Source organism: Pseudomonas sp. IT-232MI5, assembly GCF_949767845.1.
Lineage (GTDB): Bacteria > Pseudomonadota > Gammaproteobacteria > Pseudomonadales > Pseudomonadaceae > Aquipseudomonas.
This window is the reverse complement of the sequence record NZ_CATKQE010000011.1, coordinates 496978-521803: the sequence shown is the minus strand read 5'-3', so window position 1 is coordinate 521803 and position 24826 is coordinate 496978. Positions and strand designations below refer to the sequence as shown.

The following is a 24826-nucleotide window of genomic DNA, read 5'->3' as shown; positions in this document are numbered from 1 at the left end:
TCTGGAAGGTCCTCATGTTCGAACGCCTGATCCAGTTTGCCATCGAGCAGCGCATCATCGTCCTGCTCGCCGTTCTGCTCATGGCCGGCCTCGGCATCGCCAGTTATCAAAAACTGCCGATCGACGCCGTGCCCGACATCACCAACGTCCAGGTGCAAATCAACACCGGCGCCGCCGGGTTCTCGCCGCTGGAAACCGAGCAGCGCATCACCTTCCCGATTGAAACCGCGATGGCCGGTTTGCCGGCACTCGAACAGACCCGTTCACTGTCGCGCTCGGGCCTGTCGCAAGTCACGGTGATCTTCAAGGACGGCACCGACCTGTTCTTCGCCCGGCAATTGGTCAACGAGCGTCTGCAGATCGCCAAGGAGCAATTGCCCGAGGGCGCAGAGGCGGTCATGGGGCCGATCTCCACCGGCCTCGGCGAGATCTTTCTGTGGACGGTCGAGGCGAAGGAGGGCGCGCTCAAGGACGACGGCAGCGCGTACACACCGACCGATCTGCGGGTGATTCAGGACTGGATCATCAAGCCGCAGTTGCGCAACGTACCCGGGGTCGCCGAGATCAACACCATCGGCGGTTTCGCCAAGGAATTCCAGATCGCGCCGGACCCGAAACGCTTGGCCGCGTACAAGCTGACGCTGACCGATCTGGTCACCGCGCTGGAGCGCAACAACGCCAACGTCGGCGCCGGTTACATCGAGCGCAGCGGCGAGCAATTGCTGATTCGCGCGCCGGGCCAAGTGGCGAGCACCGAGGACATCGCCAACATCGTCATGGCCAATGTCGACGGCACACCGATCCGGGTGAAGAACGTCGCCAGCGTGGAAATCGGCCGCGAATTGCGCAGCGGTGCGGCCACGGAAAACGGTCGTGAAGTGGTGCTTGGCACGGTGTTCATGTTGATCGGCGAGAACAGCCGCACGGTCTCGCAAGCGGTCGCCAGCAAGCTCGAACAGATCAATAAGTCCCTGCCGCAAGGCGTGATCGCCGTGCCGGTTTACGACCGCACGCACCTGGTCGACAAAGCCATCGCCACGGTGAAAAAGAACCTCATCGAAGGCGCGATTCTGGTGATCGCGATTCTGTTTCTGTTCCTCGGCAACATTCGCGCGGCGCTGATTACTGCGATGGTGATTCCGCTGTCGATGCTGTTCACCTTCACCGGCATGTTCAGCAACAAGGTCAGCGCTAACCTGATGAGCCTAGGCGCGCTGGACTTCGGGATTATTGTCGACGGCGCGGTGGTTATCGTCGAAAACACCCTGCGTCGACTGGCCCATGCGCAGCAGCATCACGGTCGCTTGCTGACCCGCGCCGAGCGTTTCAAGGAAGTCTTTGCCGCAGCGAAAGAAGCGCGGCGACCGCTGATTTTCGGCCAGTTGATCATCATGGTCGTGTACCTGCCGATCTTCGCGTTGAGCGGCGTCGAAGGGAAAATGTTCCACCCGATGGCGTTTACCGTGGTCATCGCTTTGCTTGGCGCGATGTTGCTTTCCGTGACCTTTGTGCCGGCGGCGATTGCGTTGTTCGTGACCGGTAAGGTCAAGGAAGAAGAGGGCGCGGTGATGCGTGGCGCACGTCGTGTTTATGCGCCGGCGCTGGCCTGGGTCATGTCCCATCGCGCAATCGCAGTGGGCGCGGCGCTGGGCGTGATTGTCCTTAGTGGTGTGCTCACAAGTCGCATGGGCAGCGAGTTTGTTCCTAGCCTGAGCGAAGGGGATTTTGCCCTGCAAGCGTTGCGCGTGCCGGGCACCAGCCTGACGCAATCGGTGGACATGCAGCAGCGCTTGGAGACGTTGATACTGGCGAAGGTGCCAGAAGTCGAACGTGTTTTTGCCCGCACCGGCACCGCCGAAATCGCCTCCGACCCGATGCCGCCGAACATCTCTGACAGCTACGTGATGCTCAAGCCGAAAGAGCAGTGGCCGGATCCGGGCAAGTCCCGCGAAACCCTGATGGCCGAACTGCAAGCTGCGGCCGCGATGTTGCCGGGCAGCAACTATGAGCTGTCGCAGCCGATTCAGTTGCGTTTCAACGAATTGATCTCCGGTGTGCGCAGTGACGTTGCAGTGAAGGTGTTCGGTGATGATATGGACGTGCTCAATGCCACGGCGGCGAAGATTGCTGCGGCGATGCAGAAGGTCAACGGTGCCTCTGAAGTGAAGGTCGAACAAACCACCGGGCTGCCGGTGCTGACCATCAACATTGATCGCGACAAGGCTGCGCGATATGGGCTGAATGTCGGTGATGTGCAGGACACCATTGCGGTCGCGGTGGGCGGGCGGCAGGCCGGGACCTTGTATGAGGGCGATCGGCGTTTCGACATGGTTGTGCGTTTGTCCGATGCCATGCGCAAGGACATCGACGGCTTGTCGGCATTGCTGATCCCGGTGCCAGCACTGAGCGGCGCTGCGAATCAGATCGGCTTCATCGCGCTGCAAGATGTCGCCAGCCTCGACCTGGTGCTCGGGCCGAATCAGGTCAGCCGCGAAAACGGCAAGCGTCTGGTGATCGTCAGCGCCAACGTGCGCGGGCGTGATATCGGCTCGTTCGTCAGCGAGGCCGGCGAGGTGATCGAGCGTGATGTGCAGGTCCCGGCGGGTTACTGGACCAGTTGGGGCGGGCAGTTCGAGCAACTGCAATCAGCGGCCAAACGCTTGCAGATTGTCGTGCCGGTGGCGCTGCTGTTGGTGTTCGGGTTGTTGTTCATGATGTTCAACAACTTGAAGGACGGTTTGCTGGTGTTTACCGGGATTCCGTTTGCGCTGACCGGTGGGGTCATGGCGCTGTGGTTGCGGGATATTCCGTTGTCGATTTCGGCGGGTGTCGGGTTTATCGCGTTGTCCGGTGTGGCGGTGTTGAACGGCTTGGTGATGATTGCGTTTATTCGTAATTTGCGGGAAGAGGGGCATTCGCTGTCGGATGCGATTCATGAAGGCGCGCTGACGCGTTTGCGGCCGGTGTTGATGACAGCGCTGGTGGCGTCGCTGGGCTTTATTCCCATGGCGCTTGCGACCGGCACCGGCGCCGAAGTGCAGCGGCCGCTCGCCACCGTAGTGATCGGCGGAATCCTGTCTTCCACGATCCTCACGCTGCTGATCTTGCCGGCGCTCTATCAACTCGCCCATCGCCGGGATGAGGACACCGTTCCATCTAACTAGGCAATCCCCCCTGTAGGAGTGAGCCCGCTCGCGATAGCGGTCTATCAGTCAGATCTACATTGACTGACCCACCGCTATCGCGAGCAGGCTCACTCCTACAGGTTTTGTGTTCGACTTCAGAAGAGTGCCGGGCACATAACGGATATGTAATTTCCCCGCCACCGTCACGAAAGGTTCGGATTGTTACCTTGATCCCGTCAGTTACTTAAACGAGGAATCAACGATGAAACTTGCCCAACTCACTGCCTTCGCAGCCGCTCTGGCGATCTCTTCCGTGGCCCTGGCCGAAGGCGGCGGTGACCGCACATTCGAGCGGATGATGACCAGCAACGAGCGCTCCATGGAGCTCTTCGTCGCCAAGGAAAAAGCCGCCGGCAACCCGGTGGTCGTCACCGACAAGAAGGACGACAAAACCCGCGATCTGTAAGTCTGCTGCACCTGAACAAGCCCGATATCGCGCATCGATGCCGGGCTTTTTTTACGCCCGGACGGGAAGCAAATGGATATGAAAGTACTCAACTTGATCGCATTCGCGGCTGTCATGGCGACGTCGGTAAATGTGCTGGCCGAAGGCGGTGGTGACCGCACTTTCGAACGCGCGCTCAGCGCCAACAGCAAAGCCATGGAACAGTACGCCGCCAACCAGGGCAAAGCGCCGCCGGTGGTAAAGGATTACGAATACGGAATGAAGCTGGACGTGGTCAAAGTGGTGAGTGTTGTGAAGCCGCAGCCTGCGTGCAAAGTGGTGCCCACCGCGATGACCTACGAGGACTCCAAAGGTCTGCTCAATACCATCAAGTACAACGTGATGGGCGTGTGTCGAAACGGCGGTAGCTGAATCTGTAACGTCTGAACGCGGTCTCCTGTAGGAGCTGCCGAAGGCTGCGATCTTTTGATCTTGATCTTAAAAATCAAAGTCAAAAGATCGTCCGAACGCGGCCCGAGCCTTCGGCAGCTCCTACAGGGCCGAATTTCAATATCACGATGCGTATTTCAATTCGTGATGTTTAAAGGCTGTGTTGGAAATACGGAACCTTCCCACAATGTTTTCAGGTTGTCCGTCGGACTTCAGCTCTCTAGCCTGTGCGGGTCGCTGCCAATTCAGCGATCGGGTTTGGAACCCCGGGACCCAAGAAGCGCAAAAGTGGCTTTCATGACGTATGCTTGCGCACCTTCATGGTGTGCTCTCTGTTATGGCGGCTGTGCGCGGGAGACTTCGAGTCTGCCGGGTTTTCTCTGGTCCCCGGGTTCCAACCTGCGTACAGCTGCCACCCCTCGCGTGGAACCGAAAGGGCCAGCTCCACCGCAAGACTGGAGATACACCATGAAAAAGCCAACCCCAAATCCCCCAGAAACAGACGCAATCCCCGACGCCAACTCAACATCCCCTTACGCCTCCGTCGACACCCGAAAACTCCACGAAGCCGCCGACCGCGCCCTCGATTTCTACCTCAAACCCTCAGCCGCCATCATGTCCGCACCGTACATCCCCAACCAGATGTTTCTGGTCAATCCCAAAGCCGACACCGAATCACTACTGGCCAACGCCAGCGAATCCCTGGCCTCGGCCACGGTAATGCTCGGTGACTTCGCCGCGCTGCTAGGCGGCACCCATCGCAAGACCCTGCTCGGCATCGCGCAGGTCGTCATGCTTGGCGAACTTGCGGTGAACAAGGCATTGGATAACGTAGATCCTGCGTCGTAGCTATCAATGGCCGGGTTTTATCCGTTGTTTTTGCGTTGACCTCAAAATCCTGCCCCCTCACCCCAGCCCTCTCCCCCGAGGGGGCGAGGGAGAAGGGAGCAGATCTTCAAGCCATTCAAAATCAGAGTACGCCTCGGTTTTTCAGGTCGATGTATCTTCAACAACCAGCTCGGTCAGTCCCCTCTCACCCATGGGGCGATGGGGAAAGGGAGCAGGCTTTCAAGCCATTCAAAACCAGAGTACGCCCCGGTTTTTCAGGTCGATGTATTTCCACTAAGCAGCGCGGTCAGTCCCCTCTACCTCTGGGAGAGGGCTAGGGTGAGGGCCGGGCCTAAACCTGGAAAACATAACCACGGCAAAACGCAATGCAAAAAAAGGCGCCCCGAAGGACGCCAAAAGATTCACCTCTTACCAAAGGAGCAAGGAGCTTCTAAAGGTGAATTTGCATCAACCGCGTAATCAGAGAATCGCCAACGGATACTCGACAATCACCCGCACTTCATCCAGATCCGACTCGAACGCCGTGGCGCGGGTCGTGGCCTGGCGCAAGCGTAGCGACAGGTCTTTCATCGAGCCGCTCTGCACCACGTATTTGACTTCGATATCGCGCTCCCAACGTTTTTGATCGGTCAGTGGATTACCCTCGGCATCGCGGCGCATGTACACCGCGTTGGCGTTGGAATAATCAGCGTCGGTGCCGCGCGCGTAGCGAGTCATGAACGACAGACCCGGTACGCCATAGGTGCTCATGTCGAGGTCATAGCGCACCATCCACGAACGCTCTTTCGGCGAGTTGAAGTCGCTGTACTGGATCGAGTTGTCGAGGAAGATCGAATCGGACTGGCGCAGGTAATCGAAGTCATCATTGCCGTTGTTGCGCTGGTGGGAGAGGGCGACCGAGTGGGCGCCAAGTTTCATACCGACGCGGCCGCTCCAGATGTTGTTGTCGAACTCGCCGAGCAGTTGTTTGCCTTCATCGACCGCCTTGTAATAGTTCAGGCCACCGAACAGTGAGAGGTCATCGGACAGCGGATACGTCCAGGCGGTGCCAGCGTAATACTGATTCCACGCATCCTTGAGACGGCTGGAGTACAGGCTGAAACTGAGATTCTTGTTCAGCACATAATCGCCGCCGCCATAAGCGATCCACGGCGAGTTGACCGGTCCGGCGTAGAACGTGGCGAAGTTCTCGCGCATGTCGCTGGACACCGGTTGGCTCATCGCATGCAACCGACCGCCCTGCACCGACAGACCTTCGATACTGGTGTTGCTCGCCGTCACTCCGCGAAAGCTTTCCGGCAGCAAGCGCGAGTCACCCGCCGCAACCACAGGGTTGGCCGGGAACACATCACCGACCTTGACCACCGTATCGAACGCCCGAATTTTCGCAGCACCGCCTACCTTGGTGTATTCGTCCCCCGCCTCGCCGTCGCTGTTGACCGGCAATACATCAAACGAACTGCGCCCGCCATTACGGCCGTCACCTGTGTCGAGTTTCAGCCCGATCATCGCAAACGCATCAACCCCGACCCCGACGGTGCCTTGGGTGAAACCGGATTCGAACTTGCTGATCACCGCATGCGACCAGGCTTCGGAATAACCGTTGCCGGTGGGGCTGGACTGACCATTGCGATGATCACGATTGAAGTAGAAATTGCGGTTGAGCAGCGTAAGGCTGCTGCCTTCGACAAAGCCCTCGGGTTTGTCTTCTGCAAACACCATGGACGGCCCGGCGCCGACCACCACCGCTAAAGCGGCCATCGATATTTTTGTAGGGTTAACCATCAAACACTCCTTGGGTTCGGCAGAACGGGAACGTGCGTCGGCGTGGGTTTTATTGTTCGGCGGGGCAGGGCCCGCCGGCATGGTCGCCGGGTGACATCGTTGCAAGCTGCGGATAACGCCAAGGTGATGAGGGAATTACAATTTCGTCATGTGGCTGGAATTAAAACCCTGTGTCAGGTCAGGGCTGCGAGTTGTTCGATTGTCTGTGGAAAACGCTCGACCAGACGGATCAGGGTTGTGGCCTGAGCATTGGGCGTTGCTCGTCCTTGCTCCCAGTTTTCGAGCGTTCGCGTGTTGGTGCGTAGATACATCGCGAATACTGACCGGGAAAGATTAAGTTGCTGACGGATGGCTATCACTTCTTCAGCAGTGATCGGCATCAGTTTTGGCAGTTGAACTTTGTGGGTACGTAAGGTGATTTTGCCTTGGCGTTCATCGGCCAGTGCTTCCAGTCCATCCATCAGTTCGGAAAAAATGTCACGTTTCATAGTGGGTTCTCGCGTTGAGTTCTCTATCCAGCGTTTTTCTGAAAAGTTTTTTCTGGGCAGGCGTCAAATCGTCCTGCTCGTTTTTGTTGTAGACGGTAAAGAGCCAGAACTGATCGAAGCCTGACCACCAGTAATAAATCACTCGTAATCCGCTGCGCTTACCTTTCCCTCTTCGTTGGTCGCCAAAGCGAATTTTACGAAGCCCGCCTGTGTCCTCGATGAGATCGCCCGCTTCCGGATTTTTCAGCAGCTCCAGTTGAAAGCTGCGAAACAGATCGTCATCCAGATAGTCGTCTCGGTGCTTCTGAAATACAGGCAATTCGATAAATAGAGCATCCATGTTCTGTACGCTACCTACGTATAGTGTTGTCTCGATAATCGAATCGGTCAAGGCCTCCTAGCCTTGCTTTTCGTCCCTTTTTCAACGGTAGACGCCGCTCGTAAAAACACCTGTAGGACGAATCGCCGCGTGTGGTGAGAACGTTCGATTGATCTATGAAGAGGCTTCGCAGCTGCCGTGTCGGAACAATCCCGCAAGCAGTGCCCAACGCCGAATGGTGATAGCGGCGGGGTGTCAGGCGAAGAAGAGGTTGAATGTGCCGACGCCTTCGCGAGCAGGCTCGCTTGTATGTTTAGACTTGAAGGGGTGGGCGGGACTACAGACTTTGTGAACACCATCGAAACCTGTGGGAGCCGGGCTTACCCGCAAAAACAAAAACGGCACCCGAAGGTGCCGTTTCTATTTGTAGCTAAAAGCGACGGAGCAATCAGCCCGCCAGACCCGCCTGCTGAACCAGCGTCAGCAATGGCTGCGGGTATACACCCAGGAAGAACGCGACCAGGGCGATGGCCAGCAGCATCACGCCGCCTGCCTTCTGTTCCCAGTGCAGCTGGGCGTCGTGGCGACGCAGGTTTGGCTCGATCAGGTACAGGGTGACCATCACGCGCAGGTAGTAGAAGACGCCGATGGCGCTGCCCAGTACCAAGGACCCGACCAGCCACCATTGGTGCGATTCAACACCGGTAGCGATGATGTAGAACTTGCCGATGAAGCCCGCGGTCAGCGGGATACCCGCCAGCGACAGCATCATCACGGTCAGCACGGCGGTCAGGTACGGACGGCGCCAGAACAGGCCGCGGTATTCGTACAGCGCATCCGCGTCACGGCCGTTGTACGGCGAGGACATCAGAGTGATCACGCCGAAGGCGCCGAGGCTGGTGATCACATAAGTCACCAGGTACACGCCGATGGCTTCCACCGCCAGACCCTTGCTCGCCACCAGCGCGATCAGCAGGTAGCCGAAGTGCGCGATGGACGAGTAACCGAGCAGACGCTTGAGGTTGCTCTGGGTCAGGGCCAGCAGGTTACCGAACAGAATCGAGGCGATGGCGATCACGGTCAGCACGTCGCTCAGTACGCCGCTGCTGGCAGCAGGGGAGATCTGGAACAGACGCACCATCACCGCAAACACCGCAACCTTCGAAGCGGTCGCGAGGAACGCAGCCACCGGTGCCGGAGCACCTTCGTAAACGTCCGGCGTCCACAGGTGGAACGGTACCAGCGACAGCTTGAACGCCAGACCGATCAGCATCATGCCCAGGCCCAGTTGTGCCAGCGAGCTAGGCAGGCCAGTCGCAGCCAATGCCTGACCGATGCCAACGAAGCTCAGCGAACCCGAGTCTGCGTACAGCAGCGCCATACCGAACAACAGGAATGCAGAACCGGCGGCCGACAGCACCATGTATTTGATGCCGGCTTCCAGCGAACGCTTGTTGAAGAAGGCGTAAGCCACCAGACCGTAAACCGGTACCGAGAGCAGTTCCAGACCGATGAACAAACCGGCCAGGTGCTGCGCGCTGACCAGAACCAGGCCACCGGCGGCGGCCATCAGGATCAGCAGGTAGAGTTCTTCACGGTTGCCCGGGTAACCCGAACCGCCATCACCCAGATAAGCGTGGGCGAGGGTGACGCAGGCGAGGGTGGCGACCAGGATCAGCGCCATGTACAGGCAAGCGAAGGTGTCGATTTGCAGCAGTGGAGTCACGGCCAGAGGCGCGACTTTCAGGGCTGGCAGGATCGACAGCAAGGCCAGGTTCAGACCGGCGACCGAGATCAGGAAGGTCTGCGAGTGGTTGCGGCGCCAGGCGATTGCCAGCATCACCACGATAATGGTGAGGCTGGTGATCAACAGTGGCGCAAGCGCAATAAAGTGTTGAATCGTGAATTCCATAGCGCTCTTACCGGGCCGAAGCGAGTTGAGTGAAGGCGGTGCCGAGCCACTGCTGCACGCCATGCATCGTGGCGGCAGACGTGTCGAGGAACGGTTGCGGGTAGACGCCGATGTAGATCAGCAACACCGCAAGGCCTAGCACCATGATCAGTTCGCGAGCGTCCATACCGTGCAGGATCGAATCCGATTTCGCCGGACCGAAGTAGGCACGGTGGATCATGATCAGCGAGTAGACCGAACCGAACACCAGACCGGAGGTGGCAATCGCAGTGATCCACGGCCAGCTTGCGAAGGAGCCGATCAGGATCAGGAACTCACCGACAAAGTTACCGGTACCCGGCAGACCCAAAGACGCGGCTGCAAAGAACAGGCTGATTGCCGGCAGGTAAGCGATACGCGACCACACACCGCCCATCTCACGCATGTCACGAGTGTGCAGACGCTCGTACAACTGACCGCTGAGGATAAACAGTGCCGCCGCCGACACACCGTGCGCGAGCATCTGGATCACTGCACCTTGCAGGGCCAGTTGGCTGCCGGAGTAGATGCCGATCAACACGAAGCCCATGTGGGAAACGGACGAGAAGGCAATCAGACGCTTGATGTCGGTTTGTGCGAAAGCGAGGAACGCACCGTAGAAGATCCCGATCAGACCGAGGGTCATGGCAATCGGCGCAAACTCGGCCGAAGCATTCGGGAACAGCGGCAGGGCGAAACGCAGCAGACCGTAGGCAGCGGTTTTCAGCAAGATACCGGCGAGGTCGACGGAACCGGCAGTCGGCGCCTGGGCGTGGGCATCAGGCAACCACGAGTGGAACGGAACCACCGGCAGCTTGACCGCGAAGGCGATGAAGAAGCCGAGCATCAGAATGTACTCGGTGGTCATCGACATCTTGGTTTTCAACAGGTCGGCGTAGTTGAAGGTGATCACGCCAGTGTTGTTGAAGTTGACCAGCACCAGACCGAGGATCGCCACCAGCATGATCAGGCCGGAAGCCTGAGTGAAGATGAAGAACTTGGTCGCCGCGTAGATCCGGGTTTTCTTGCCGTCCGAAGAACTGTGACCCCAGAGCGCGATGAGGAAGTACATCGGCACCAGCATCATTTCCCAGAAGAAGAAGAACATGAACAGGTCGAGGGCGAGGAACACGCCGACAACGCCGCCCAGGATCCACATCAGGTTCAGGTGGAAGAAGCCAACGTGACGTTGAATCTCTTTCCACGAGCAGAGTACCGAGAGGATACCCAGCAGGCCGGTCAGCAGGATCATCAGCAGCGACAGGCCGTCGAGGGCCAGGTGCACGTTGATGCCGAAGCGCTGGATCCAGACATGCTTGAACTCAAGCGCCCAGGTCGGATCGGCGCCAGGCGCCGGCGCAAATGAATAGTCACCGTGGGCCCACAGCCAGAGGCCGAGGGCGAGTTCCAGGGTCATGGTCAACAGCGCAATCCAGCGCGGGAGGGTAGCGCCGAAGCGCTCACCCATCCAGCACAGCAGGCCGCCGATGAAGGGGATCAGGATTAGCCAAGGCAGAATCATGACGGGCTCGTTTCCTTTCGCAAATTCGCAAGGTTCATATCAGACCGCTACCAGCACGATGGCGCCAATGACCAGCACGGCACCAGCAGCCATCGAAGCAGCGTACCAACGCAGTTGACCGGTCTCGGTGCGGCTCAGGGCAGTGTGACCACCCTTGGCCATACGCGGGATCAGACCGATGGTCTGGTCGAGCGGGTCTTTGCGCAGTACGTGGCTGATCGCCAGGTAAGGCTTGACGAACAGTTTGTCGTAGATCCAGTCGAAGCCCCAGGCAGCGAACCACCAGGCCGAAAGGAAACGGCCGATGCCGCTGTTGGCGATCGCCGTGACGAAGCGACGCTTGCCGAGGAACAGCAGCGCTGCCAGCAGGATGCCGGCCAGGGCGATGGCGCCCGAAGCGATTTCCAGACTGTGCTTGGCTTCGCCACCGGCATGGCCAACGCTTTCTGGCAGAACGCCGTGCAGCGGTGGCACGATCATCGCGCCGACGAACGTCGACAGCACGATCAGCACCGACAGTGGCAGCCAGTGCGAGATGCCGTGACCGGCGTGGGCTTCGGTCTTGGCTTCACCGTGGAACGTGATGAAGATCAGGCGGAAGGTGTACAGCGAAGTCATGAACGCGCCGACCAGACCTGCGTAAAGCAGACCGTGGTTGCCGCTGGCGAACGCTTCCCAAAGGATTTCGTCCTTGGAGTAGAAGCCGGCGGTAACCAGTGGCAGAGCGGCCAGAGCGGCACCGCCGACGATGAAGCTGGCGTAGGCCAGTGGCAGTTTTTTCCACAGACCGCCCATCTTGAAGATGTTCTGCTCGTGGTGGCAGGCAACGATCACCGCACCGGAGGCAAGGAACAGCAGGGCCTTGAAGAAAGCGTGGGTCATCAGGTGGAAAATCGCGCCATCCCAGGCGCCAACGCCCAGCGCCAGGAACATGTAGCCGATCTGGCTCATGGTCGAGTAGGCGAGGATACGTTTGATGTCGGTTTGTACCAGCGCGGCAAAACCTGCCAGAACCAGCGTCACACCACCAACGATGCCGACCAGATGGAGGATTTCCGGCGCCAGGGTGAACAGACCGTGGGTACGGGCGATCAGGTAGACACCAGCGGTAACCATGGTTGCGGCGTGGATCAGTGCCGAAACCGGGGTCGGGCCAGCCATCGCGTCCGCGAGCCAGGTTTGCAGCGGCAGTTGTGCCGATTTACCCACCGCACCACCCAGCAGCATCAGGGTCGCCAGGGTGATCCAGAAGTCGCCGACCTGGAATTTCTGCGGTGCCAGCACCAGCAGTTCCTGGATGTTCAGCGTGCCCACTTGCTGGAACAGGATGAACAGGCCGATGGCCATGAACACGTCGCCGATCCGGGTCACGATGAAAGCCTTGAGTGCGGCGTTACCGTTGTTGCGGTTGCTGTAGTAGAAACCGATCAACAGGTACGAGCACAGGCCCACGCCTTCCCAGCCGAAGTACAGGAACAACAGGTTATCGCCGAGTACCAGGAACAGCATGCTGGCGATAAACAGGTTGGTGTACGAGAAGAAGCGCGAGTAGCCCGCTTCACCGCGCATGTACCAGGACGCGAACAGGTGGATCAGGAAACCGACGCCAACGACCACGCCGAGCATGGTGATCGACAGGCCATCGACGTAGAGGGCGAAGTCAGGCTTGAAGCCTTCGACCGCCATCCACTTCCACAGTACCAGCGTGTAGTGACCGCCTTCGGGTGGCGCGACGTTGAATTGCCAGATGACGTAGGCGGCGACAATCGCCGACAAGCCAATGGAACCCACGCCGATCAGCGCCGAGAGGTTTTCCGACCAGCGTCCACGGGAGAACGACAGCAGCAGGAAACCGATCAGAGGGAATACGAAAGTCAGAAAGATAAGATTCATCCGCGCATCTCACTGGCAGCGTCGATATCGAGCGTGTGGAAGCGGCGATACAGTTGCAGCAGGATCGCCAGACCAATACTGGCCTCGGCGGCTGCAAGGCTGATCACCAGGATGAACATGATCTGTCCATCCGGCTGGCCCCAACGGGCGCCTGCAACAATGAACGCCAGTGCAGAGGCGTTCATCATTACTTCCAGACTCATCAACACGAACAAAATGTTGCGGCGGACCATCAGGCCGACCAGACCAAGGCAGAACAGGATGCCGGCAACGGCCAATCCATGTTCGAGAGGGATAGCAGGCATGACTTACTCCTTCGCCTCGTTACGGCCCAAATGGAACGCCGTGACGGCTGCAGCAAGCAGCAGCATCGAGGCGAGTTCGACCACCAGCAGGTACGGACCGAACAGGCTGATGCCCACGGCTTTCGCATCTACGGTGGTGTGGCCGATGGCCTGGCCGCTCTGGTGAGCGAACAGCACATACAGCAGTTCGGCCAGCAGCAGCGCGGCGAGAATCACCGGACCGGCCCAGATGCCGGGCTTGAGCCAGACGCGTTCTTGCTGAACCGAGGCGGGACCCAGGTTCAGCATCATCACCACGAACACGAACAGCACCATGATGGCGCCGGCGTAAGCGATCACTTCCAGCACGCCGGCGAACGGTGCGCCGAGTGCGAAGAAAGTCATGGCCACAGCGATCAACGAGATGATCAGGTAGAGCAGGGCGTGCACAGGGTTGGTGTTGGTGACTACGCGAAGCGTGGACACAACAGCGATACCCGATGCGAAATAGAAAGCGAATTCCATCGTTCTTCCTTAAGGCAGCAAGCTCTTCACGTTGATCGGTTCGGCTTCGTTCTGCGCGGAGCCTTTCGGCTTGCCAGCGATTGCCATACCTGCAACACGATAGAAGTTGTAATCAGGGTTTTTGCCGGGGCCGGAGATCAACAGATCTTCTTTCTCGTACACCAGGTCCTGACGTTTGAACTCGGCCATCTCGAAATCCGGGGTCAGCTGGATCGCGGTGGTCGGACAGGCTTCCTCGCAGAGACCGCAGAAAATGCAGCGCGAGAAGTTGATACGGAAGAAGTCCGGGTACCAGCGACCGTCTTCGGTTTCAGCTTTCTGCAGCGAGATGCAACCCACCGGGCAAGCCACGGCGCACAGGTTGCAGGCAACGCAACGCTCTTCGCCATCGGGGTCACGGGTCAGGACGATGCGACCACGGTAGCGTGGTGGCAGGTAGACCGCTTCTTCCGGGTATTGCAGGGTGTCGCGCTTGCGAAAGCCATGGCCGAAGACCATGACCAGGCTGCGCAACTGGGTACCAGTACCCTTAACGATGTCGCCAATATATTTGAACATGGGTCAAATCCTCACTGAACCGCGACTGCAGGCGTGTTCCACAACACGACCGCAGCGGTCACCAGCAAATTGATCAGGGTCAGTGGCAGGCAGAATTTCCAGCTGAAATCCATCACCTGGTCATAACGCGGACGCGGGATAGAAGCGCGCAGCAGGATGAACAGCATGATGAAGAACGCGGTCTTCAGTGCGAACCAGACGAAGGCCAGTTGCGGCAGGATGCCGAACGGACCGTGCCAGCCACCGAAAAACAGGGTGACCAGCAGCGCCGAGATCAGGATGATGCCGATGTATTCACCGACGAAGAACATGCCCCATTTCATACCGGCGTATTCAATGTGGTAACCGTCGGCCAGTTCCTGTTCCGCTTCCGGCTGGTCGAACGGGTGACGGTGAGTCACGGCGACGCCAGCGATGAAGAAAGTACAGAAGCCGAAGAACTGCGGAATGATGAACCACAGGTTCTGCGCTTGGTACTCGACGATGTCGCGCATGTTGAACGAGCCGACCTGCACCACGATGCCCATCAGGGCCAGGCCCATGAACACTTCGTAGGACACGGTCTGCGCCGACGCACGCAAGCTGCCGAGCAGGGCGAACTTGTTGTTGCTCGACCAGCCGGCGAACAGCACCGCGTAGACCGACAGACCGGCCATGGCGAAGAAGAACAGCAGGCCGATGTTCAGATCCGCGACGCCCCAGGTCGGGGTGATCGGGATGATCGCAAACGCGATCAGCAAGGCCGACATCGCCACCACCGGTGCCAAAGTGAAGATCACTTTGTCGGCAAACGGCGGGGTCCAGTCTTCCTTGAAGAACATCTTCAGCATGTCGGCGGCGATCTGGAACATACCAAACGGGCCAACGCGGTTCGGACCGTAACGGTCCTGCCACCAGCCCAGCAGGCGACGTTCGACAAAGCTGAGCAACGCGCCCGCGACCACCACGGCCAGCAGAATCACGATGGCTTTGACGACCGAGAGGATCACATCGATCACTTCAGGGGTGAACCAGGTCATTGCGCTGCCTCCTGCAGACCGTCGACGGATACGCCGGCGAATGCCGGTGGAATGCCGGCGATGCCCGCAGGCAATGCCACCAGACCGGCGCCCAGTTCTTCATTGATACGCAGCGGCAGACGCAGGGTCTGACCGGCGACGTTCAGGCTCAGCAGTGCACCGTCGTTGACGCCCAGACGATCCGCTTCCGACTTGGCCAGTGCCACGTAAGGAGCCGGAATACGCTCTTGAACCGGCGCGGCTTTCGAAGAGTTTTCTTCGCTGCCGAACAGGTGGAAGAACGGCACGGCTTGCCAGGTGCCCGGCGCCGGGTTGAATGCGCGCGGTGCTGCAGCGAACCACTTCAGCGAATCACCGGTGCTTTCGATCAGGCGGGTGCCCGGGTCGCCAGCGCGGATGTGACCACCGACTTCGTCCTGGAACTTGTTCCACGCTTGTGGCGAGTTCCAGCCCGGCGACCATGCAAATGGCACTTGCTGACGCGGTTCGGCAGAGCCCGAGTAACCTTCCATGGAGAAGGCGAACGCGGTGTCTTTGTCTTGCGGGGTGCGCGGTTCGTGAACGCTGATGTCGGCGCGCATCGCGGTGCGACCGGAGTAACGCAGCGGCTCACGCGCCAGTTTCAGACCCTTGATGCGGAACGCGGCGGACGGTGCAGCGTCGACGATGCGCGCCAGTTGCTCGGTGCTCGAAGCAACGGCAGCGGTGACGTGGTCGAGTTGCGTCCAGTCGATCGGCTGGTTCAGCAGGGTCGCGCGCAGGGCGTGCAGCCAGCGCCAGCCTTCGTGAACCAGGATGCTCGCATCCATGTATTGCGGGTCGAAAACCTGGAAGAAGCGCTGCGCGCGACCTTCCTGGCTGACCAGCGTACCGTCGCCTTCAGCGAAGCTTGCGGCTGGCAGAACCAAGTGCGCGCGGTCGCTGGTAGCCGTCTTCTGATGGTCAGCAACGATCACCACTTGCGCAGCGTTCAGTGCGGCATCGACTTTCTCTTTGGCGGTGCGGGTGTACAGATCGTTTTCCAGCACGACAATGGCGTCGGCCTTGCCGTCGATCACTGCTTGCAGAGCCGCGTCGACCGATTCGCCACCGAGCATGGCCAGGCCAAGGCTGTTGGCTTCCGGCACGATCAGGCTGATCGAACCGTTCTTCTCGCGCAGCTTCAGGGCTTTGGCGATGTTCGCGGCGGCTTCGATCAGGGCTTTGGAGCCCAGCGAAGTACCGGCGATGATCAGCGGACGTTTTGCAGCGAGCAGGGCGTCAGCGATGCGCTGAGCCAGTTCCAGTGCTTCAGCGTCCAGACCTTCAACGGCCGGGGCGCTGGCGTCCAGTGCGTGAGCAACGGCGAAACCGATGCGCGCCAGGTCATCCGGAGCAGCGTGTACGCATTCTTCAGCGATGTCGTCGAGCTTGGTTTCCGCCAGGCTGGCGATGAACAGCGGGTTCAGCGCGTGCTGACCGATGTTCTTCACCGCAGCGTCGAGCCAAGGCTGAACGCGCATGGCTTCGGCCATGTCTTCAGCTTTGCCTTTGACCGATTGACGCAGCGACAGCGCCACACGGGCGGCGGTCTGGGTCAGGTCTTCACCGAGCACGAAAATCGCGTCGTGGTCTTCAATGTCGCGCATGTTCGGCACTGGCAGCGGGCTGTCTTTCAGCACTTGCAGGACCAGACGGATGCGCTCCAGTTCGGAGGCTTCGATACCCGAGTAGAAGTGCTCGGCGCCGACCAGTTCGCGCAACGCGTAGTTGCTTTCGAGGCTGGCGCGCGGCGAACCGATACCGACGATGTTGCGCCCGCGCAGCAGATCAGCAGCTTTATCCAGCGCAGCATCCAGACCGAGCTTGGTGCCGTCGGCCAGCAGTGGCTGACGAGGACGGTCGGTGCGGTTGACGTAGCCATAACCGAAACGGCCACGGTCGCACAGGAAGTACTGGTTCACCGAACCGTTGAAACGGTTTTCGATGCGACGCAGTTCGCCGTAACGCTCGCCCGGAGAGATGTTGCAACCGCTCGAGCAGCCATGGCAGATGCTCGGCGCGAACTGCATGTCCCATTTACGGTTGTAACGCTCGGAGTGAGTCTTGTCGGTGAACACACCGGTCGGGCAGACCTCGGTGAGGTTGCCGGAGAACTCGCTTTCGAGGGTGCCGTCTTCAACGCGACCGAAGTACACGTTGTCGTGGGCGCCGAACACACCGAGGTCGGTGCCGCCAGCGTAATCCTTGTAGAAACGCACGCAGCGGTAGCAAGCGATGCAGCGGTTCATTTCGTGGGAAATGAACGGGCCCAGTTGCTGGTTCTGGTGGGTGCGTTTGGTGAAGCGATAACGGCGCTCGTTGTGGCCGGTCATCACAGTCATGTCTTGCAGGTGGCAATGACCGCCTTCTTCGCACACAGGGCAGTCGTGCGGGTGGTTGGTCATCAGCCATTCGACAACACTGGCGCGGAACGCCTTGGATTCTTCATCGTCGATGGAGATCCAGGTATTGTCGGTGGCCGGGGTCATGCAGGACATGACGATGCGACCACGGGTGTCGTTCTCGTCGGTGTACTGCTTGACCGCGCACTGGCGGCAAGCCCCGACGCTACCAAGCGCGGGGTGCCAGCAGAAATAAGGGATGTCGAGGCCCAGCGACAGACATGCCTGTAACAGGTTGTCTGCCCCGTCGACTTCGAGCGCTTTGCCGTCTACGTGGATAGTGGCCATGGTTCAAAGGTCTTCGTTGGCCCGGTGTCAGCGGGCGTGGCTAATGGAATCTTGTTATCCGTCCGAATCCAGTCAGCCCCGAAAGGCGTCATCGGACGAAAGGCGAAGGGCACGGACCCTTCGCCTTTTTAAGCGTTTACGCGCCGATTACGATCGGCCTTGCCAGAGGCGGGACGGCGGCGCTGACTGGCGCGATACCGGCTTCGAACTCTGGACGGAAGTATTTGATGGCACTGCCCAACGGCTCCACGGCACCCGGTGCGTGAGCACAGAAGGTCTTGCCCGGGCCGAGGAAGTTGACCAGACCCAGCAGGGTCTCGATGTCGCCTGGCTGACCACGGCCTTGTTCGATGGCCATCAAGAGCTTGACGCTCCATGGCAAACCATCACGGCACGGGGTGCAGAAACCGCACGACTCGCGAGCGAAGAACTGCTCCATGTTGCGCAGCAAGGAGACCATGTTGACGCTGTCGTCCACCGCCATGGCCAGGCCGGTACCCATACGGGTGCCCACTTTGGCGATGCCGCCGGCGTACATTTGCGCGTCGAGGTGTTCTGGCAGGAGGAAACCGGTACCGGCGCCACCTGGTTGCCAGGCCTTGAGCTTGAAGCCGTCGCGCATACCGCCGGCGTAGTCTTCGAACAACTCGCGACCGGTAACGCCGAATGGCAGTTCCCACAGGCCCGGGTTCTTGACCTTGCCGGAGAAGCCCATGAGTTTGGTGCCCATGTCTTCGCTGCCTTCGCGGGCCAACGATTTGTACCAGTCAACGCCGTCGGCAATGATCGCCGGCACGTTGCACAGGGTTTCCACGTTGTTCACGCAAGTCGGCTTGCCCCACACGCCAACGGCGGCAGGGAAGGGCGGCTTGGAGCGCGGGTTGGCGCGGCGGCCTTCGAGGGAGTTGATCAGTGCGGTTTCTTCACCGCAGATATAACGCCCGGCGCCGGTGTGGACGAACAGCTCGAAATCAAAGCCGCTGCCGAGAATGTTCTTGCCCAGCAGGCCAGCAGCCTTGGCTTCTTCCACGGCACGGTTGAGGTGTTTGGCGGCGGTGGTGTACTCGCCACGCAGGAAGATGTAGCCACGGTAGGTTTTCAGCGCGCGAGCACTGATCAGCATGCCTTCGATCAGCAGATGGGGCAGTTGCTCCATCAGCATGCGGTCTTTCCAGGTGTTCGGCTCCATTTCATCCGCGTTGCACAGCAGGTAGCGGATGTTGATGGATTCGTCTTTGGGCATCAGGCCCCACTTCACGCCCGTGGGGAAGCCTGCACCGCCTCGACCTTTCAAGCCTGCGTCTTTCACGGTCTGGACGATGGCGTCCTGATCCATGTCGGCGAAGGCTTTGCGCGCAGCGGCGTAACCGTTCTTGGCCTGGTACTCGTCGAGCCACACGGCTTCGCCGTCATCGCGCAGACGCCAGGTCAGCGGGTGAGTCTCGGCCGAACGCTGAATGCGGTTGGCAGGACCGAAAGATGTCAGGGTCATACGTAGCCCTCGAGCAGTTTGGCGACGCCAGCAGGCTGCACATCACCAAAGGTGTCGTCGTCGATCATCAGCGCCGGCGCCTTGTCGCAGTTGCCGAGGCAGCAGACAGGCAGCAGGGTGAAACGACCGTCGGTGGTGGTCTGACCCAGGCCGATGCCCAGATTGTTCTGGATTTCGCTGACCACCGACTCGTGGCCGCCGATGTAGCAGACCATGCTGTCGCAGACGCGAATGATGTGACGGCCAACTGGCTGACGGAAAATCTGGCTGTAGAAGGTCGCCACACCTTCAACGTCGCTGGCCGGGATGCCGAGGATCTCGCCGATCGCGTACAGGGCGCCATCCGGCACCCAGCCGCGTTCCTTCTGAACGATCTTCAGGGCTTCGATCGACGCCGCGCGCGGGTCTTCGTAGTGATGCAGCTCGTGCTCGATGGCCGAGCGCTCGGTTTCACTGAGGGTGAAACGGTCTGTCTGGATAAGCGTGCTGTTCATGCTTAGCGGTCCACGTCGGCCATAACGAAATCGATACTACCCAGGTACGCAATCATGTCCGCGACCATGCTGCCTTTGATCACCGAAGGGATCTGTTGCAGATGCGGGAAGCTTGGAGTGCGGATCCGGGTACGGTAGCTCATGGTGCCGCCGTCGCTCGTCAGGTAATAACTGTTGATGCCCTTGGTCGCTTCGATCATCTGGAAGGATTCGTTGGCCGGCATCACCGGGCCCCACGAAACTTGCAGGAAGTGCGTGATCAAGGTTTCGATGTGCTGCAGCGTGCGCTCTTTCGGCGGCGGCGTGGTCAGCGGGTGATCCGCCTTGTACGGGCCTTCCGGCATGTTGCGCATGCACTGATCGATGATCTTGATGCTCTGGCGCATTTCTTCGACGCGAACCATGCAGCGGTCGTAGGCATCGCCGTTGGCAGCCAGCGGTACTTCGAACTCGAAGTTCTCGTAGCCGGAGTACGGACGCGCCTTACGCAGGTCGAAATCGCAACCGGTCGAACGCAGGCCAGCACCGGTGACACCCCATTCCAGGGCTTCTTTGGTGTTGTACTGGGCGACGCCGATGGTACGACCCTTGAGGATGCTGTTCTGCAGGGCAGCCTTGGTGTATTCGTCGAGGCGTTTTGGCAGCCATTCAACGAAGTCTTTCACCAGTTTTTCCCAGCCGCGCGGCAGGTCGTGGGCAACACCACCGATGCGGTACCAGGCCGGGTGCAGACGGAAACCGGTGATGGCTTCGATCACCGTGTACGCCTTCTGGCGGTCGGTGAAGGTGAAGAACACCGGAGTCATCGCACCAACGTCCTGGATGTAAGTCCCGAGGAACAGCAGGTGGCTGGTGATCCGGAAGAACTCGGCCATCATGATGCGGATGACGTCGACCTTCTCAGGCACCTTGATGCCGGCCAGCTTCTCGACCGAGAGCACGTACGGCAGGTTGTTCATCACGCCGCCGAGGTAGTCGATACGGTCGGTGTACGGAATGAAGCTGTGCCACGACTGACGCTCGGCCATCTTCTCGGCACCACGGTGGTGGTAACCGATGTCCGGCACGCAGTCGACGATCTCTTCACCGTCCAGTTGCAGAATAATGCGGAACGCACCGTGCGCCGAAGGGTGGTTCGGGCCGAGGTTGAGGAACATGTAGTCCTCGTTCGGGCCGGAGCGCTTCATGCCCCAGTCTTCAGGACGGAAGCGCGCGGCTTCTTCCTCAAGCTGTTGCTTGGCGAGGTTGAGGCTGTACGGATCGAATTCGGTGGCACGCGCCGGGAAGTCCTTGCGCAGCGGGTGACCTTCCCAGGTCGGCGGCATCATGATGCGCGACAGGTGCGGGTGACCTTTGAAGTCGATACCGAACATGTCCCAGACTTCACGCTCGTACCAGTTGGCGTTCGGCCAGATGCTGGTGACGGTCGGCAAGCTGAGGTCGCTCTCGGACAAGGCGACCTTGATCATCACGTCACTATTACGCTCCAGCGACATGAGGTGATAGAACACGGTGAACTCAGCGTCACTCGGCAGCCCTTGACGCTTGGTGCGCAGACGCTCGTCCACGCCGTGCAGGTCATAGAGCATGACGTACGGCTTGGGCAGGTTGCGCAGGAAAGTCAGGACTTCAACGAGCCTGGCGCGCGCGACCCACAGTACCGGCATGCCGGTACGGGTCGACTGAGCGGTGAACGCTTCGGCGCCAAAACGGTTGTTCAATTCAACGACCACATCCTGGTCGTCTGCCTTATAAGGCGGGATGTACAGAGCACTGCCTGTAGTCATGGTTATTTTTTCGCTTTCGGTCAACGTAAAGAATGAAGCCAGCTTCTCGTTTCTTTTGTAAGAACAGATCTGGATCAGACTTCGTCAGGGCTGCGCAGGTTGGTGACTGCGATTCGCTGTTCGCGGCGCTCTTCTTTTTGCGAAGGCATGTCGGCGCGATAAACGCCTTGATCGCCAACGACCCAGGAAAGCGGACGACGCTCCTTGCCGATCGATTCCTGCAGCAGCATCAAGCCTTGCAGAAATGCTTCCGGACGAGGAGGGCAGCCAGGTACGTAGACGTCCACGGGCAGGAACTTGTCCACCCCTTGAACCACAGAGTAGATGTCGTACATGCCACCGGAGTTAGCGCACGAACCCATGGAGATAACCCATTTCGGCTCGAGCATCTGCTCGTAGAGACGCTGGATGATCGGCGCCATCTTGATGAAGCAGGTACCGGCGATAACCATGAAGTCGGCCTGACGCGGCGATGCCCGGATCACTTCGGCGCCAAAGCGCGCGATGTCGTGGGGCGCCGTGAAGGCGGTGGTCATTTCCACGTAGCAGCACGACAAGCCGAAGTTGTACGGCCACAGGGAGTTCTTACGTCCCCAGTTGACCGCGCCACTCAGCACGTCTTCCAGCTTGCCCATGAAAATGTTTTTGTGGACTTGATCTTCTAACGGATCGGAAACGGTTTCCCGTTCGCCAATCGGATATTGCTCGTTAGGAGCATCGGGGTCGATCCTGGTGAGATTGTATTGCATTGCCAAAGCCTCATTGTTTCAGCTTCGCCTGCCGCTTGCGACGAGCTTCCGGAGCCCAGTCAAGGGCGCCCACTCGGAACAGGTAGACAAGACCTGCCAACAGAATTGCTATGAAAACGAGAGCTTCGACGAATCCGGTCCAGCCGCTTTCGCGGACGGACACAGACCATGCAAAGAGAAAGAGGGCTTCGATATCGAAGATCACGAAGAGCATCGCGACCAGATAGAATTTGGCTGAGAGCCGCAAGCGGGCGCCACCGGTAGGTAGCATGCCGGACTCGAACGGTTCGTTTTTGCTGCGACCCCAGGCTTTTGACCCAAGGAGGCTGGAGACGCCAAGCATGAAGGCACACAGGCCGACGACACCCAGAAGGAAAATGGCAAAGCCCCAGTTGTGGGCCATGAGTCCTGTCGCTTCGGGCATGCTGGTAATCCTTAACAGAGAGCAAAGGTCTCTGAGCTTGATAAAGAAATAGGCAGTGACGATATGTCGCAGCAATCAATCGCGCTGATTTTATGGCTAAACACCCTGCAAGTAAAATTCCTATAGCGAAATTATTTATTGGAATAAGGACATAGCGCATCTCCAATGCCCTGCAGCCCATGCTTTGCGGGCATTAGGCGGGTTTATGCAAATAATGTTTTGTAGGGAATGTAACGAACATAGTTGTGGCTAAATGATAATTGATATCGTTTGCAGGGGTTTTGTAACTGTTTAACGGGATGTCAGTTGGGAAGTTGTCTTACTTGCACGTTACTGCAAGTAGCGACGGCGCCCGTTTTAGCGGATTTTTCTGACGGATGTACCGCTCTGGATCAATGTTTTCTCCGAACGACGCCGATCCCTACAGGGGAGGGTGTGTTTTCCGGGGGCAAAAAAAACGCCCCGAACCAGTCGGGGCGTCAGTTTTGCGGCTCTGCGGTTAGCTTTCTATACGATCCGCAAAGGCCGTTTGCTCAGCGAAGCCGAATCAGTGGAACTGTTCTTCTTCAGTCGAACCGGTCAGTGCGGTAACCGAGGACGAGCCACCCTGGATCACAGTGGTCATGTCGTCGAAGTAGCCGGTGCCCACTTCCTGCTGGTGAGCCACGAAGGTGTAACCCTTGGCGGCGTCAGCGAACTCCTGCTCTTGCAGTTTCACGTAGGCAGTCATGTCGTTGCGGGCGTAGTCGTGCGCCAGGTTGAACATGCTGTGCCACATGTTGTGAATGCCGGCCAGGGTGATGAACTGGTGCTTGTAACCCATGGCGGACAATTCGCGCTGGAACTTGGCGATGGTCGCGTCGTCCAGGTTTTTCTTCCAGTTGAAGGAAGGCGAGCAGTTGTACGACAGCAATTGGTCCGGGTATTCCTTTTTGATCGCTTCGGCGAAGCGACGAGCCTCGTCCAGATCCGGCTTGGCGGTTTCGCACCAGATCAGGTCGGCGTATGGAGCGTAAGCCAGGCCACGAGCGATGGCTTGATCGAGGCCGGCACGGACCTTGTAGAAACCTTCCTGAGTGCGCTCGCCAGTCACGAACGGCTGGTCGTACGGGTCGCAATCGGAGGTCAGCAGGTCAGCAGCGTTGGCGTCGGTACGGGCCAGGATGATGGTCGGGGTGCCGGCAACGTCAGCAGCCAGACGCGCAGCGGTCAGCTTCTGTACGGCTTCCTGAGTCGGAACCAGTACTTTGCCGCCCATGTGACCACACTTCTTCACGGAAGCCAGTTGGTCTTCGAAGTGAACGCCGGCGGCGCCTGCTTCGATCATGCTCTTCATCAGCTCGTAGGCGTTCAGCACGCCGCCGAAACCGGCTTCAGCGTCAGCCACGATCGGTGCGAAGTAGTCGATGTAGCCATCGTCGCCCGGGTTCTTGCCGGCTTTCCACTGGATCTGGTCAGCACGACGGAACGAGTTGTTGATGCGCTTGACCACGGTTGGAACCGAATCCACCGGGTACAGCGACTGGTCCGGGTACATGGATTCTGCGGAGTTATTGTCCGCAGCCACTTGCCAGCCCGACAGGTAGATTGCCTGGATACCGGCTTTAACCTGTTGAACAGCCTGGCCGCCGGTCAGGGCGCCCATGCAGTTGACGAAATCTTTCTCAGGACGGAAGGACGGCTTGGCACCCTGGGTGACCAGGTTCCACAGCTTGTCGGCGCCCATTTTTGCAAAGGTGTGCTCAGGTTGAACCGAGCCACGCAGACGGACGACGTCAGCAGCGGAGTAAGTGCGTGTCACGCCTTTCCAGCGCGGGTTTTCAGCCCAGTCTTTTTCGAGGGCTGCAATTTGCTGTTCGCGTGTCAGTGCCATGGAGATAAACCTCGTCGCGTCTTTATGAAAAGTTGTTCTGCGGTGGAAAATTCCTGCGCTCGCTGACCAGAAGCTTAGGTGGTCAAGTCGGATTCGGCGGGGTA

The 24826-nt window shown here is 59.1% G+C and carries 21 protein-coding genes; 4 read left to right on the top strand and 17 right to left on the bottom strand.

The window, feature by feature from the left end:
• The first annotated feature begins 14 nt into the window (after window positions 1-14).
• The 4 genes from ACM6JQ_RS11235 to ACM6JQ_RS11220 all read left to right on the top strand — a co-directional run bounded on the left by ACM6JQ_RS11235 (window position 15) and on the right by ACM6JQ_RS11220 (window position 4869).
• The gene (locus tag ACM6JQ_RS11235; protein WP_414893788.1) at window positions 15-3164 is read left to right on the top strand and encodes a CusA/CzcA family heavy metal efflux RND transporter; all 3150 of its coding nucleotides are present in this window, start codon (window positions 15-17) and stop codon (window positions 3162-3164) included.
• A 223-nt stretch (window positions 3165-3387) separates the two neighbouring features.
• Window positions 3388-3591 (top strand): co-regulatory protein PtrA N-terminal domain-containing protein, encoded by a 204-nt coding sequence (locus ACM6JQ_RS11230; protein WP_095113691.1) that lies wholly within the window; start codon window positions 3388-3390, stop codon window positions 3589-3591.
• Between the two features lie 78 nt (window positions 3592-3669).
• Window positions 3670-4002, top strand: a complete 333-nt coding sequence (locus ACM6JQ_RS11225) for a DUF2790 domain-containing protein (RefSeq protein WP_414893787.1) — start codon at window positions 3670-3672, stop codon at window positions 4000-4002.
• 486 nt (window positions 4003-4488) lie between these two features.
• The gene (locus ACM6JQ_RS11220) at window positions 4489-4869 is read left to right on the top strand and encodes a DUF6124 family protein (protein WP_007920171.1); all 381 of its coding nucleotides are present in this window, start codon (window positions 4489-4491) and stop codon (window positions 4867-4869) included.
• A 459-nt stretch (window positions 4870-5328) separates the two neighbouring features.
• Here ACM6JQ_RS11220 and ACM6JQ_RS11215 read toward each other — a convergent pair whose 3' ends face one another.
• The 17 genes from ACM6JQ_RS11215 to aceA form a co-directional block, all read right to left on the bottom strand.
• Window positions 5329-6654, bottom strand: coding sequence for an OprD family porin (locus tag ACM6JQ_RS11215; protein ID WP_414893786.1), 1326 nt, complete (start codon window positions 6652-6654; stop codon window positions 5329-5331).
• Window positions 6655-6827: 173 nt separating this feature from the next.
• Window positions 6828-7142, bottom strand: a complete 315-nt coding sequence (locus ACM6JQ_RS11210; RefSeq protein ID WP_027614657.1) for a helix-turn-helix domain-containing protein — start codon at window positions 7140-7142, stop codon at window positions 6828-6830.
• Entirely contained in the window at window positions 7132-7482 is a 351-nt protein-coding gene (locus ACM6JQ_RS11205; RefSeq protein ID WP_093434372.1) for a toxin, read from the bottom strand. Before ACM6JQ_RS11205 ends, ACM6JQ_RS11210 begins: the two co-directional genes overlap by 11 nt.
• Window positions 7483-7909: 427 nt before the next feature.
• Window positions 7910-9373: an NADH-quinone oxidoreductase subunit NuoN gene (gene nuoN, locus ACM6JQ_RS11200; RefSeq protein ID WP_007920173.1), complete on the bottom strand. Its 1464-nt coding sequence runs from the start codon at window positions 9371-9373 to the stop codon at window positions 7910-7912.
• 7 nt (window positions 9374-9380) lie between these two features.
• On the bottom strand, window positions 9381-10913 hold the full coding sequence (gene nuoM / locus ACM6JQ_RS11195; RefSeq protein WP_007920174.1) for an NADH-quinone oxidoreductase subunit M: 1533 nt from the start codon (window positions 10911-10913) through the stop codon (window positions 9381-9383).
• 39 nt (window positions 10914-10952) lie between these two features.
• Entirely contained in the window at window positions 10953-12806 is a 1854-nt protein-coding gene (gene nuoL / locus ACM6JQ_RS11190; protein WP_007920175.1) for an NADH-quinone oxidoreductase subunit L, read from the bottom strand.
• On the bottom strand, window positions 12803-13111 hold the full coding sequence (nuoK, locus tag ACM6JQ_RS11185; RefSeq protein ID WP_003223790.1) for an NADH-quinone oxidoreductase subunit NuoK: 309 nt from the start codon (window positions 13109-13111) through the stop codon (window positions 12803-12805). Before nuoK ends, nuoL begins: the two co-directional genes overlap by 4 nt.
• A gap of 3 nt (window positions 13112-13114) precedes the next feature.
• Window positions 13115-13615, bottom strand: coding sequence for an NADH-quinone oxidoreductase subunit J (gene nuoJ, locus ACM6JQ_RS11180; protein WP_007920176.1), 501 nt, complete (start codon window positions 13613-13615; stop codon window positions 13115-13117).
• A gap of 9 nt (window positions 13616-13624) precedes the next feature.
• Entirely contained in the window at window positions 13625-14173 is a 549-nt protein-coding gene (nuoI, locus tag ACM6JQ_RS11175; RefSeq protein WP_007920177.1) for an NADH-quinone oxidoreductase subunit NuoI, read from the bottom strand.
• A gap of 11 nt (window positions 14174-14184) precedes the next feature.
• Window positions 14185-15192, bottom strand: a complete 1008-nt coding sequence (gene nuoH, locus ACM6JQ_RS11170; protein WP_007920179.1) for an NADH-quinone oxidoreductase subunit NuoH — start codon at window positions 15190-15192, stop codon at window positions 14185-14187.
• The gene (gene nuoG / locus ACM6JQ_RS11165) at window positions 15189-17903 is read right to left on the bottom strand and encodes an NADH-quinone oxidoreductase subunit NuoG (protein ID WP_414893785.1); all 2715 of its coding nucleotides are present in this window, start codon (window positions 17901-17903) and stop codon (window positions 15189-15191) included. Before nuoG ends, nuoH begins: the two co-directional genes overlap by 4 nt.
• Window positions 17904-18039: 136 nt before the next feature.
• Entirely contained in the window at window positions 18040-19395 is a 1356-nt protein-coding gene (nuoF, locus tag ACM6JQ_RS11160; RefSeq protein WP_007920184.1) for an NADH-quinone oxidoreductase subunit NuoF, read from the bottom strand.
• Entirely contained in the window at window positions 19392-19889 is a 498-nt protein-coding gene (gene nuoE, locus ACM6JQ_RS11155; RefSeq protein WP_007920186.1) for an NADH-quinone oxidoreductase subunit NuoE, read from the bottom strand. The genes nuoF and nuoE overlap by 4 nt, the downstream gene beginning before the upstream one ends.
• Window positions 19890-19891: 2 nt before the next feature.
• Window positions 19892-21676: an NADH-quinone oxidoreductase subunit C/D gene (nuoC, locus tag ACM6JQ_RS11150; RefSeq protein ID WP_007920189.1), complete on the bottom strand. Its 1785-nt coding sequence runs from the start codon at window positions 21674-21676 to the stop codon at window positions 19892-19894.
• Window positions 21677-21750: 74 nt separating this feature from the next.
• The gene (locus ACM6JQ_RS11145; RefSeq protein ID WP_007920192.1) at window positions 21751-22425 is read right to left on the bottom strand and encodes a NuoB/complex I 20 kDa subunit family protein; all 675 of its coding nucleotides are present in this window, start codon (window positions 22423-22425) and stop codon (window positions 21751-21753) included.
• 10 nt (window positions 22426-22435) lie between these two features.
• Window positions 22436-22849, bottom strand: a complete 414-nt coding sequence (locus tag ACM6JQ_RS11140; RefSeq protein WP_003223812.1) for an NADH-quinone oxidoreductase subunit A — start codon at window positions 22847-22849, stop codon at window positions 22436-22438.
• A gap of 547 nt (window positions 22850-23396) precedes the next feature.
• On the bottom strand, window positions 23397-24722 hold the full coding sequence (gene aceA, locus ACM6JQ_RS11135) for an isocitrate lyase (RefSeq protein WP_007920195.1): 1326 nt from the start codon (window positions 24720-24722) through the stop codon (window positions 23397-23399).
• Between the last annotated feature and the right edge of the window lie 104 nt (window positions 24723-24826).